Here is a 12160-nt window from a genome sequence, read left to right as displayed (position 1 = left end):
CATATGAACGACTTCATTCACGACTACGTCCGCATCGACGGCCAGCGCCTGCATTGCGTCATTGCGGGCGAAGGCAAACCCGTGCTCCTGATCCCCGGCTGGCCGCAAACCTGGTATGCCTGGCGCCACGTGATGGCGGCGCTGGCCGCCAACGGTTACCAGGCGATCGCCATCGACCCGCCCGGCAGCGGCCATTCAAGCCGCCCGGCCGATGGCTACGACACGGGCGCCGTGGCCGCCACCCTGCACCGCGCCATGCTGGCCCTGGGCCACGCGCAGTACGACGTGGTCGGTCACGACATCGGCATGTGGGTCGGCTATGCGCTGGCCAGCGATTTCCCGCAGGCCGTGACGAAACTGGCGCTGACGGAAGCGGTCATTCCCGGCCTGGCGCCGGCGCCGCCCATCTTCGTCGCGCCGTCCGACAACATCTTCCTGTGGCACTTCATGTTCAACCAGGTGCTCGATTTGCCGGAAATGCTCACGGCGGGCAAGGAGCGCGAATATATCCGCTTCATTTTCGACCGCTGGTCGTACCGCCGCGACAAGGTGGCCGTCGACGTGTATGCGGAAGCGTATGCCACGCCGGGCGCCCTGCGCGCCGGCTTCGCCTACTACCGCGCCATTCCCGAAACCATCCGGCAAAACCTGGAGCGGGCAAAACACAGCCTGCCGATGCCCGTGCTGGCCATCGGCGCCGACCACGCGACGAATGACGCGCCCCTTCTGACCATGCAGGGCAAGGCCGATATTTTACAAGGCGCCATCGTCGCCGAATGCGGCCACTTCATCATGGAAGAACAGCCGGAAGCGTTCATCGCCCACCTGCTGCCCTTCCTGGCGGGAGAAAAGTCAGGAAACAACGCATGAGCCTTGATCCACTGATCGCCGCCTGGCTGGAACAGACAAGGGATGCGCCGCCGCCCGACTCGCTGGCAGACCTGCGCGCCGCCACGGAAACGGGGCTGCGCCAGCTGCACGGACCATTGGAAGACGTCGCCTCGATCAAGGACTACGTGCTGCCGGGCGAACATGCGCTGACCGTGCGCGCCTACGTGCCGGCTGGCGCGGATACGAGTTCCCCCCTGCCCGCCATCGTCTTTGCGCATGGCAGCGGCTGGTGTCTGTGCTCGCTGGACCTGTACGACAATCCGTGCCGCGCGCTGGCCAACGCCACCGGCTGCGTGATCTTTTCCGTCGACTACCGGCTGGCGCCCGAACACAAGTTCCCCGTGCCGCTGGACGACTTTTACGGCGCGCTGTGCTGGGTCGCCCAGCATGCCGCAGTGCTGGGCATCGATGTGAAGCGCCTGGCCGTGGGCGGCGACAGTGCGGGCGGCAACCTGGCTGCGGCAGCGGCACTGATGGCGCGCGACCAGGCCGGCCCCGCGCTGGCGCACCAGCTGCTGCTGTACCCGGCGCTCGATTTTGCCTTCGACACGCCATCCTACCAGCGCTATGCGGATGGTCATTCGCTGACGCGCGAAGCCATGCGCTTTTACTGGTCGGCGTACCTGAACGAGCCGGCCGATGGCACACAGCCCTATGCGGCGCCCCTGCGGGCCGCATCGCTCAAGGACTTGCCGCCGGCGACGGTGCTGGTGTGCGAATTCGACCCGCTGCATGACGAAGGCGCGGCGTATGCGCGGCGTTTGCGCGATGACGGCGTGGCGGCGCAATGCGTGCAGCTCGACGGCATGATCCATGCATCGATGCACATGCTGGGCTTGACACCAAAGGCACGGGGATTGTTCGACGTGGCGGGACTGGCGATGCGAAAAGCGCTGGGAAGGTAAGCAGGGAAGGTAAAAAAATCGGCCGCCGGGGATGGCTCCACGGCGGCCGACCTCTCCACCTCATTACTCCACCAGCTTGCGCACCTCGATGCCATTCAGCCATTTCACATGGCGCGGCCCCGTGCGGATATCCTTCGCCGAGATGAGGGCGATCTCGCCATCGTTGTCGTCGAGCGCCTTGCCGTTTTTTTCGTAGTAGACGATCACGCCCTCGCCGGCCGGCGCGTTATACAGCTCGCCCCAGGAAAACACTACCGCATAGCCATCGGTCGCCGTGGCGATGATGGCGAGCTTCTTGACGTCGTTATGGCCGGGCGCATCGAGCACCGCCTTGTCGAGGATGTCGCGCAGGCGCACTCCACGATAACTGGTGATGGTTTCGGCCTTGTCGCCGTTATGGCGCGTGACGGCAATTTCCCCGCCATTCGCCGGCGGTAGCTGGCGCAGGTCGGCCACCTTCAGGGTCAAGGGCGTTTCCACCATGCCCGTCACGGCGAGGGCATGGCTCATGTTGTCGCGCGCGCCAGCGGGTGCCGACCACGCGGCCGGTGCCGCCGCCAGCAACGACGCCGCTGTACAAGCAGCAAATATTTTCTTGAACATGCTGTGTCCTTTCATTGAACAGTCAAAAAATCAGAACTGGACCTGTGCATTGGCCAGCCAGGTGCGCCCGGCGCCGGGGAAGCCGTCGGACAGCGCGTAATTGCGGTCACCCAGGTTCGCCACGCCCGCTTCCAGCGTCCATGCCGGCAAGGGGCGGTACACGGCCTTCAGGTTCAGCGTCGTAACACCGCCAAGTTCCAGGGTGTTCGAGACCCAGCGCCCGCTGTTCACTTCCGCGATGGCCACCACGTCGACCTGGCGCGCCGCGTGCAGCACGGCGTGCGCCGTCAGCTTGTGGCGCGGCACGTCCGTCAGGCGCATCGCGCGGTCGCTGACGTTCTTCATCTCCGTATACGTGTAGTTGCCGCCGACATCGAGCCAGGCGCCGGCGCGGCCGCGCAAGCCCAGCTCCACGCCGCTGATATGCGCCCTGCCCGCGTTGCGCATCTGCGCGCGCACGCCCGAGACATTCGCCACGCTCTGGATCTTGTCCTTCACGTCGCTGTAGAACAGCGCCGCCTCCAGCGCCAGGCCTTGCGCATTGCCTTGATAGCCCAGCTCATAGTTCATCGCCTCCTCCGCGCGCAAGGCCGGGTTTTCGATATACGTGCCCAGGCGCTGCGAGTAGCGGTCCTTCAGGGTCGGCAGGCGCGACTTGCGCGCCACGGTGGCGTACACGCGCGCATCAAGACCGATCTTGCGGAACAGGCCCGCCTGCAGGTCGGTGGCCGATTGATTCTCCGGCAAGGTATACGCATTGCCGGCGCTGTAGACGGTGTCCGGGCGCAGTGCATTGCGCGACACGCCCAGCGACAGTTCCGTCGCCGCATCGAGGGCGAGGCTGTCTTCCGCGCCCAGGGTCCACAGGGCATCCTTGTACCAGGTGGTGCGCACGCCCTTGGCGTCGAGCTCCTGGTGCTCGTCGGCCTTGACACTGGCGACAAAACGCAGGCTGTGCGCGGCCAGGCGGAACGATTCGAGTTCCACCGCACCGCCGTTCGTGCGGTCGTTATAGATGCTGCGCCCGCCGCTGACACTGCCCTGGCCGCTGGTTTTCAGGGTCGCGTAGCTGCCGTTCGTGTAGGAGGTGATTTCATTGTCGTAGCTGTCGTGGTACAGCCGCAGTTTCAGGCGTTCGACCTCGCCGAGGCGCGTCTGCGAGACGACATACACGCTTTCCTTGTTCCAGTACGGCCATTGCCAGTAGCGCGCGCCGACGGGGTTGGTCGATGGCGGCTGGCCCTTTTCGCCATGCTGCTTGTAGTAGCTGAGTGCATACTCGTCGCCCGCCTGCGCGCCATCGGGCGTGTAGCCCACCTTGAACGACAGCTTATGATCCTTGCGGTAGGCATTGTTGCGCGTGCCGCCGTCTTGCGTGGCCGTGGGACGGAAGTCGGAGGACAGGGGGAAACCGTCGCTGTCGATATACGACACGCCCGCCTGCAAATACCACAGGCCCTGCTTGGTGCCCACGTTGGCCGATACCTGGCGCTCGCTGCCCGAGCCGAAACCGACGGAGGTGTCGCCCTCAAGGCGCGCCGCGGGTTTGCGCGAGATCAGGTTGATGGCGCCGCCCAGGGTATTGGCGCCATACGCGACGGAACTGAAACCCTTGGCCACCTGGATGGCGGCCAGGTCGGCCGTCGTGAAGCGATTGAAATCAACATAGCCGTCATACGGCACGTAGACGGGAATGCCATCGATGTACAGCGGCACCTGGCGCGCATCGAAACCGCGGATGGCGACGGTTTTTTCGTTGCGCGAATTGGTCGACAGCGACACGCCCGACAGCAAATTGAGGGCGTCGCCCACATTGTCGCGGTTAAAACGGCGCATCTCGGCGCGGCTCACTTGCGAACCCACTTGCTGCTCGCCTACTTGCCCCAGCTGATCGCGCTGACCGATCACCGTCACCGTGCCCAGCACGAACGGCGCCGCCGCATCCACGTCTTCCTTGCCAGCAGCCTGCTGCGCCATCGCCAGCAGTACGGCGCCTGCCATTAGCTGTTTCACCATCGTCATGTTGTTCTCTTCCGTTATATATCGTTTTATATAGCGATATACAAAAAAGTACAAAAAAGTACAAAAAAAGCGGCCACTGCTGCGGCGGCCGTCATCCAACAGCGCAATATACAGACGTATATTGCGCTGTTCAAGCGACAAGACCGGAAACAGCTGCGCAGGTCAATTTTCCGAGAAAAATTCATGCACCGCAGCATTTCGCTGTGCGAACGAATGTTTCACAAAACGGTTGACACGTCGAATTTGGCTAGGCAAACTGATTTTCAGGGAGTCAGAAAATGAAAGCACATATGACCAATACTCAGGCCGCAGCCGATCCGGAGCTCATCGTTTTCAGCGATGACGAAGAAGGCAAGGACCGCCAGTTCGTCAACGCGCTGGCGCGCGGACTGGAAGTGCTCCGGTGCTTCCGTCCCGGCGAAGTCTTCCTGTCGAACGCGGACATGGCCAAGCGCACGGGCATCCCGAAACCCACGATTTCGCGCCTCACCTACACCCTCACCAAACTGGGCTACCTGAATTACTCCGACAGCCTGGGCAAGTACCAGTTGGGCGCCGGCGTACTGGCCCTTGGCTACCGCATGCTGTCGAACCTCGACGTGCGCAAGATGGCGCGCCCGCTGATGGAAGAACTGGCCGAACATGCGCAGGCTTCCGTGTCGCTGGGCACGCGCGACCGCCTCAGCATGGTCTACGTGGAAACCTGCCGCAGCAGCGCCAACGTCACCCTGCGCCTCGACGTCGGCTCGCGCATTCCCCTGATGACGACGGCCATGGGCAAGGCCCTGATGTGCATCCTGCCGCAGGCCGAACGCGACTACCTGATGGACCATGCGCGCGTGCACGAGACGGAACGCTGGCCGCGCATCAAGGCCGGCATCGAGCAAGGCTTCAAGGATTACCAGGACCGCGGCTTTTGCATCTCGGCCGGCGAGTGGCAGAACGATGTGCATGCGGTGGGCGTGCCCATGCTGGGTGCCGACGGCGAACAGGTCATGGCCTTCAATTGCGGCGGCCCCGCCTTTTTGCTGTCGCGTGAAAAACTCGAAGCGGACCTGGGACCGCGCCTGGTCGCCCTGGTCAAGACAGTGGAAAAAAACCTGGGCCGCGGTTAGACTGCGCGCCCCCTCTCAACGACAGTTCAAATCAAAGCGCCGAGGAAACCGATGATACGCGACGAAGAAACCCTGAACATCCTGCTCGACAGCATCGCCCGTTTCGTGCGCGAAGTGCTGGTGCCGAACGAGGCGCTGGTGGCCGAAACGGACACGATACCGCCCGCCATCGTGGCGCAGATGCGTGAACTGGGCCTGTTCGGCCTGTCCATCCCGGAAGCCTATGGCGGCCTGGAACTGAGCATGGAAGAGGAAGTGCGGGTCGCGTTTGAAATCGCCCGCACTTCGCCCGCCTTCCGCTCGCTGATCGGCACGAACAACGGCATCGGCTCGCAAGGCATCGTCATCGACGGCACGGAAGCGCAAAAACAATACTATCTGCCCAAGCTGGCGGCCGGCGAAATCATCGGCTCGTTCGCCCTGACGGAAGCAGGATCAGGCTCCGACGCGGCGTCCCTGCGCACGAGCGCCGTGCGTGATGGCGACTTCTATGTCCTCAACGGCAGCAAGCGCTATATCACCAATGCACCCGAGGCCAGCATCTTCACAGTGATGGCGCGCACGGACCCCGTCAAGCGGGGCGCCTCGGCCATCTCCGCCTTCATCGTGGAAAAGGATACGCCAGGCCTTTCTTTAGGCAAGATCGATAAGAAGATGGGCCAGCAAGGCGCGCATACCTGCGACGTCATCTTCGAAAACTGCCGTGTGCCGGCCGCGAACATCATCGGCGGCAAGGAAGGCGTGGGTTTTAAAACGGCCATGAAGGTGCTCGACAAAGGCCGTTTGCACATCGCTGCCGTCTGCGTGGGCGCGGCCGAACGCATGCTGGCCGACGCCCTGGCGTACGCGATGGAGCGCCAGCAATTTGGCCAGCCCATCGCGGAATTCCAGCTGATCCAGGCCATGCTGGCCGACAGCAAGGCCGAGATTTACGCCGCGCGCAGCATGGTGCTCGATTGCGCGCGCCGGCGCGACAACAAGGAAGACATCTCGACGGAAGCGTCGTGCTGCAAGCTGTTCGCCTCCGAAATGTGCGGCAGAGTCGCTGACCGCTCCGTGCAAATTCACGGCGGCGCCGGCTACATCAGCGAATACGCGGCCGAGCGCTTCTACCGCGACGTACGCCTGTTCCGCATCTATGAGGGCACGACGCAGATCCAGCAGATCGTCATCGCCCGCAACATGATCAAGGCAGCACAAAAGTGAAGGAGGCCGCGATGGACATTCCAGCCTTGCTGGCCGGCCTGCCGGCCCGCCTGTCGGCCATCCCAGCCCACTGGGCGGCGCGCGCGCCCGACGCACCGGCGCTGCATGAAGCTGGCCGCAGCTGGACCTATGCGCAGCTGCAGCACAGTGTGGAAAATGCAGCGCAGTTGTTGCGCCAGCTGGACGTGCGCGCCGGCGACCGCCTGATGGTGGTGGGCGAGAACGGCGCGCTGCAAGTGGCGCTGATCTTCGCTTGCGCCAGCATCGATGTGTGGATCGTCAACGTCAATGCGCGCCTGTCGGCACGCGAGATCGACACGATCGCCGAGCATTCCAGAGCGCGGCGGCTGCTGTTCCTGGCCGGCACCTCGCCGGAAGCGGCCGCGCATGCTGCACGTCTGGGCGCGGCCAGCGCCAAGGTTGACGGCATGGGAGAGCTGCTGGCGGGCAGCTTGAACGAGGCCGCCGTCGCGGAAGCCTGCGTGCCCGGCAACGAACAGGTGGCCGCGCTGATCTACACGACGGGCACCACGGGACAGTCGAAAGGCGTGATGCTGACGCACCGCAACCTGCTGTTCATCGCCGCCGTCTCCAGCACATTGCGGGGCTTGACGCGCAGCGACCGCGCCTACGGCGTGCTGCCCATTTCGCACGTGTATGGTCTGGCCTCTGTTGCCCTGGGCACCCTGTATGCGGGCGCCGCGCTTTACCTGGTGCCGCGCTTTTCCGTCGATGGCCTGCTGGCCGCGCTGAAAGACGATGAATTGACCATCGTGCAGGGCGTGCCCGCCATGTACGCCAAGCTGCTGCAAACCCTGGGCGGCGCCGATACGCCGCTGCCCACACGGCTGCGCTTTGCGTATGCGGGCGGCTCGCCGCTGGCGCCGTCGCTCAAGCGCGACGTGGAAAAGCTGCTGGGTACCGCGCTGCACAATGGCTACGGCATGACGGAAAGCGCGCCCACCATCAGCCAGACGCGGCTCGATGCGCCGCGCCAGGACAGTTCTGTCGGCACGCCGATCCCCGGCGTCGAAGTGCGCGTGGTGAACGTCGCCGGCGCGGACGTGGCGCCGGGCGAAGCGGGCGAACTGTGGATACGCGGGCCAAACGTCATGGCAGGCTACTACCGCGAGCCGGCCATGACGGCGGCGACCATGCGCGACGGCGGCTGGCTCAATACGGGCGACATGGCGCGCCAGGAACCGGACGGCGCGCTGTTCATCGTCGGGCGCACCAAGGAGCTGATCATCCGCTCCGGCTTCAACGTGTATCCGCTGGAAGTGGAAACGGCCCTCAACGCCCACCCATCCGTGGTGCAGTCGGCCGTGGTGGGACGCACCCTGGACGATGGCAATGAGGACGTCATCGCCTATGTGGAACTGGATCCGCGCCAGCCCGCCAGCGTGGCACAATTGCAGGCCTGGCTGGCGCAGACCCTGTCGCCGTACAAGTGCCCGTCGGCCATCATCGTCATGGAAGCGCTGCCAGCGGCCGCCACGGGCAAGATTTTAAAAGGGCAACTGCGGCACATGGCGCAGAATGCCCGATAAGTTGACCATGTAGTACCAGACTTGAGAATAAAACCAAGCCACATCACCGGAGGAGACACGATGAAACGCACCTACACACGCATCGCCATGGCAGCGCTGGTTGCCAGCGCCTGGATGGCGCAGGCCAGCGCCGACGAATTCCTGGTCGGCGCGGAAATCCCCCTGACGGGCAACCTGGCGCGGGTCGGCGCCGGCATGCAGGAAGGGATCATGGTCGCAGCCGAGGTCTTCAACAAGACCAACGGCAAGCACACCATCAAGATCATCACCGTCGACGACGAATCGGCGCCCGCCAAGGCCATCGCCGCCGTGGAAAAGCTGGCCAGCCAGGGCGTGGTGGCCATCACGGGCGGCTACGGCTCGAACAATATCTCGCCCGCCTCGGACACGGCGAACAAACTGGGCCTCGTCTACATCACTTCGGGCGGCGTGGACGACAGCCTGGTAGCCAGCGGACGCAAGAATTTTTTCCGCATCAATAACACGGCCGGCTACGAAAAAGCCATGCTGGGACTGCTGCAGGACGTGGGCGCCAAGTCCGTCTCCATCGTGTATTCGACCAAGGACGCCACCACGGGCCTGGCGAAAGACGTGGAAAAAGCCCTGGCCGCCAGGGGCGTGAAAGTGACGACACACTCGTTCGACCCGGCCATTACGGACTTCAAGCCCATCATCAACAAGATCAGGCTGCAGGATAAATCCGAAGTCGTCGCCATGGTCGGCTACGAAAATGATTACGTGGGCATCATCCGCGCCGCCCGCGTGCTCAAACCAAAGATCAAGGCCATGGTGGGCGTATGGTCGCTGGCCACGCCGAAAATGGCGACCGACTTCCCCGACCTGATGCCGAACGTATTCGGCACGGCCCTGCTGCCCTTCCCCACCGAATTCAAGACAGCCGATGGCAAGGCCTTCAGCGACGCCTACAAGCAGCTGTACAAGAAGGAACCGGACTACCTGGGCCAGTTCGGTTACGTGCAATCGATGCTGCTGTTCGAAGCGATCGCGCGCGCGGCCGACAAGGGCACACTGAAGAAAGGCGGCGTGGCCGAGGAAATGCGCAAGACGGACCGCGAAACCCTGATCGGCCGGGTGCAGTTCGCCGCGAATGGCGACAACCAGAACTTCGTGCACCGCATGGCGCAGCACCAGGACAAAAAAGTGGTGATCGTCTGGCCGAAGGAACACGCCACGGGCAAGCTGGCCTACCCGGCCCTGCCCTGGTAGCAGCAGCCTCCCCCCTGCACACGCGCGTGTCCGCCAGGGCGCGCACCGATGAACGGCAGTCCTGGCCCGCGCCAGGGCTGCCTGACGGGATGACGACATGACAGAATTAATCTTGCAAGCCCTGTATTCAGGCTTGCTGCAGGGCGGCTCCTACGCCCTGATCGCACTGGGACTGGCGCTGGTCTTCGGCACCATGAAAGTGATCAACCTGGCGCACGGCGAGCTGGTGCTGCTGGCCGCATACATCGCCTACAGCGTGGAGTCAAGCCTGGGCCTCGGTCCCATGTTCGCCATTCCCATCGCGCTGGTGATCGTCAGCCTGACGTCCGTGGGCGTGTATCTGATCGTCAGCCGCATCAAGAAAGACCGCGAAATCAATTCGCTGATCCTCACCTACGGCATCGGCGTCATTCTCACCAATTTCATACTGCTGGTATGGAAGGCGGACATCCGCTCGACCTCGTCGAGCTGGCTGCAGGAAGGTTTTGAAATCGGCCCCTTCTTCAGCATGCGCAGCGAAGTGATTTTCTTCGGCGTCAGCCTGGTGCTGATGGCGGCCCTGTGGCGCTGGCTGGCCACCAGTTGGTATGGCCGCGCCGTGCGCGCCGTCTCCAGCAACCGCGATGCGGCCAAGCTGATGGGCATCGACCCGGGCCGCACGGAAATGGTCTCCTTTTTAGTCGCCGGCATCCTGGCCGCCTTCGCCGGTGTCGCCCTGTTCAGCTATGGCGTGATCCAGCCTGCCTACGGCGGCGCGCTGACGGTGAAAGCCTTCATCATCACAGTCTTGGCCGGCATCGGCTCGATCCCCGGCGTGCTGATCGCCGCCGTGCTGCTGGGCGTGGCCGAAGCGCTGACCGTCACCCTGGCCAGCTCCGCGCTGCAGGAATTGTCCGGCATGGTGCTGTTCCTGCTAGTGTTGTTCATCATGCCGAATGGCCTGTTCGGCGCACAACGGAGGCGCGGATGAAGCGCTCAACACTGATTTCAACGGCCGGTTTGCTGCTGGCCGCGTATATCGCCGTGCCGCTGGCCCTCGGCGGCAACCAGTATGTGATGAGCATGGTGGTGGCGGCCCTGATCATCGGCGGCGTGGCCATGTCCTGGGCCCTGCTCGGTAATTTGGGCGGCATGGTCAGCTTCGGCCATGCTGCGTTCTTTGGCGTGGGCGCGTATGTCTCCGCGCTGACCACCGTGAAACTGGGCTTGCCCGTGTTTTCCGCCATGTTGCTCGGCGGCGCGGGGGCGGCCATCGCCGCCGTCATCATGCTGCCCGTGCTGCGCCTGCGCGGGCCGTATTTTGCGCTGGCCATCCTCGCCTACGCCCACATCTTCCGCATCCTGGCCACGGAATGGAGCTCGGTGACGGGCGGCGCCGGCGGCATCAACAATATTCCCACCTTGCCCACCGTCTTCGGCTTTGATTTGGCCAGCAAGACGGGCGCCTACCTGGTGGTGCTGACCCTGGTGGTGGCGTGCGCCTTCGCCTACAGCCGCATCCGCGCCAGCCATTACGGCATCGCCCTGCGCGCCATGCACGACAGCGAAGACGCCACGCGCGTCGTCGGCGTCAACAGCACCTTGCTGAAAGGCGCCATGCTGCTGGTGTCGGCCTTCATGGCGGGCCTGTTCGGCGCCTTCAACGCCCACTACATCAACTTCCTGGAGCCAGACTACGCCTTCAACAGCCTGTGGGTGACCTTGCCGATCGTGGCGGCCATCTTCGGCGGCTACCGCACGATACTCGGGCCCGTGCTGGGCGCCGTGGTGGTCTACCTGGTCGATCAGCTGATTTTCAAGTCGCTGATTCCCACGGGCCACCAGTTGGTGCTGGGGGTGCTGCTGGTGGCGATGATCGTCTTCAGCCCGAACGGCTTGCTGCCGCTGCTACGCAAAATGTTCAAAGCGAAGGAGAAACAACATGCTTGAACTCGATAATGTGTCCGTGCGCTTCGGCGGCCTGACGGCCGTCGATTCCGTCACGTTGAAAGTGGCCAGCCACGACGTGATCGGCCTCGTGGGCGCCAACGGCGCCGGCAAGACCACCCTGTTCAATGCGATTTCCGGCCTGGTGCGCCCCACCAGTGGCGGCATCCGCTTCGAGGGACGCGACATCATGGCCACGCCCATGTACCAGCGCGCCCGCCTGGGGCTGGGCCGCACTTTCCAGATTCCGCAACCGATGCATGAATTGACGGTGCGCGAAAATCTCGTCGTGGCGCAGCGCTTCGGCACCGGCAAGGTGGACATGCGCAAGATCGATGATATCCTCGATTTCACCAGCCTGCTTGACAAGGCCGGGCGCGATGCGGCCAGCGAACTGGCGCTGACGGAATTGAAAGCGCTGGAAGTGGCCAAGGCCCTGGCCACCAATCCGAAACTGCTGCTGCTCGACGAAGTGCTGGCCGGCCTGGAAACGAACGGCAAGCGCCGCTTCATGGGCATGCTGAAGGACTTGCATGCGGCCTTTGGCGTGGGCATCGTCATGATCGAGCACGACATCGAAACCATCAGCAACCTGTGCCAGCGTGTGGCTGTGCTCAATTTTGGCCAGCTGATCGCCGATGGCACGCCGGACGTCGTGTTCCGCGATCCGGCCGTCATCGAAAGCTATACGGGAGCCGCCCATGCTTGAAACCAT

Annotated in this window: 11 protein-coding genes; 9 read left to right on the top strand and 2 right to left on the bottom strand. The window is 63.7% G+C overall.

Annotated elements, in window-relative coordinates; all coding sequences use genetic code 11:
* Nucleotides 1-3 precede the first annotated feature (3 nt).
* Both ACQ4WL_RS08055 and ACQ4WL_RS08050 read left to right on the top strand, forming a co-directional pair.
* A complete protein-coding gene (locus ACQ4WL_RS08055) occupies nt 4-870 on the top strand; it encodes an alpha/beta fold hydrolase (RefSeq protein WP_436509222.1) in 867 nt (288 codons plus the stop codon).
* On the top strand, nt 867-1796 hold the full coding sequence (locus ACQ4WL_RS08050) for an alpha/beta hydrolase (RefSeq protein WP_436509220.1): 930 nt from the start codon (nt 867-869) through the stop codon (nt 1794-1796). The genes ACQ4WL_RS08055 and ACQ4WL_RS08050 overlap by 4 nt, the downstream gene beginning before the upstream one ends.
* Before the next feature lie 63 nt (nt 1797-1859).
* Here the strand turns inward: ACQ4WL_RS08050 and ACQ4WL_RS08045 are convergent, their stop codons facing one another.
* Entirely contained in the window at nt 1860-2399 is a 540-nt protein-coding gene (locus tag ACQ4WL_RS08045; protein ID WP_436509219.1) for a molybdopterin-dependent oxidoreductase, read from the bottom strand.
* A gap of 30 nt (nt 2400-2429) precedes the next feature.
* Nucleotides 2430-4421: a TonB-dependent receptor plug domain-containing protein gene (locus ACQ4WL_RS08040; protein WP_436509218.1), complete on the bottom strand. Its 1992-nt coding sequence runs from the start codon at nt 4419-4421 to the stop codon at nt 2430-2432.
* Between the two features lie 290 nt (nt 4422-4711).
* On the opposite strand from ACQ4WL_RS08040, the gene ACQ4WL_RS08035 reads away from it, so the two are divergent.
* The 7 genes from ACQ4WL_RS08035 to ACQ4WL_RS08005 all read left to right on the top strand — a co-directional run bounded on the left by ACQ4WL_RS08035 (nt 4712) and on the right by ACQ4WL_RS08005 (nt 12154).
* Nucleotides 4712-5536, top strand: coding sequence for an IclR family transcriptional regulator (locus ACQ4WL_RS08035; RefSeq protein ID WP_436509216.1), 825 nt, complete (start codon nt 4712-4714; stop codon nt 5534-5536).
* A 51-nt stretch (nt 5537-5587) separates the two neighbouring features.
* Nucleotides 5588-6742 (top strand): acyl-CoA dehydrogenase family protein, encoded by a 1155-nt coding sequence (locus tag ACQ4WL_RS08030; RefSeq protein WP_436509214.1) that lies wholly within the window; start codon nt 5588-5590, stop codon nt 6740-6742.
* 11 nt (nt 6743-6753) lie between these two features.
* Nucleotides 6754-8292, top strand: a complete 1539-nt coding sequence (locus ACQ4WL_RS08025) for a class I adenylate-forming enzyme family protein (protein WP_436509212.1) — start codon at nt 6754-6756, stop codon at nt 8290-8292.
* A 60-nt stretch (nt 8293-8352) separates the two neighbouring features.
* A complete protein-coding gene (locus ACQ4WL_RS08020) occupies nt 8353-9519 on the top strand; it encodes an ABC transporter substrate-binding protein (RefSeq protein WP_436509210.1) in 1167 nt (388 codons plus the stop codon).
* Between the two features lie 97 nt (nt 9520-9616).
* Entirely contained in the window at nt 9617-10489 is an 873-nt protein-coding gene (locus tag ACQ4WL_RS08015; RefSeq protein ID WP_436509209.1) for a branched-chain amino acid ABC transporter permease, read from the top strand.
* Complete coding sequence (locus ACQ4WL_RS08010) at nt 10486-11448, top strand: branched-chain amino acid ABC transporter permease (protein WP_436509208.1); 963 nt, start codon at nt 10486-10488, stop codon at nt 11446-11448. Before ACQ4WL_RS08015 ends, ACQ4WL_RS08010 begins: the two co-directional genes overlap by 4 nt.
* Entirely contained in the window at nt 11441-12154 is a 714-nt protein-coding gene (locus ACQ4WL_RS08005) for an ABC transporter ATP-binding protein (RefSeq protein WP_436509207.1), read from the top strand. The genes ACQ4WL_RS08010 and ACQ4WL_RS08005 overlap by 8 nt, the downstream gene beginning before the upstream one ends.
* The last annotated feature ends 6 nt before the right edge of the window (nt 12155-12160 follow it).

It is taken from the genome of Janthinobacterium kochi (genome assembly GCF_051380715.1).
Classification (GTDB): Bacteria; Pseudomonadota; Gammaproteobacteria; order Burkholderiales; family Burkholderiaceae_D; genus Janthinobacterium.
This window is presented reverse-complemented; position numbering and strand designations above follow the sequence as displayed.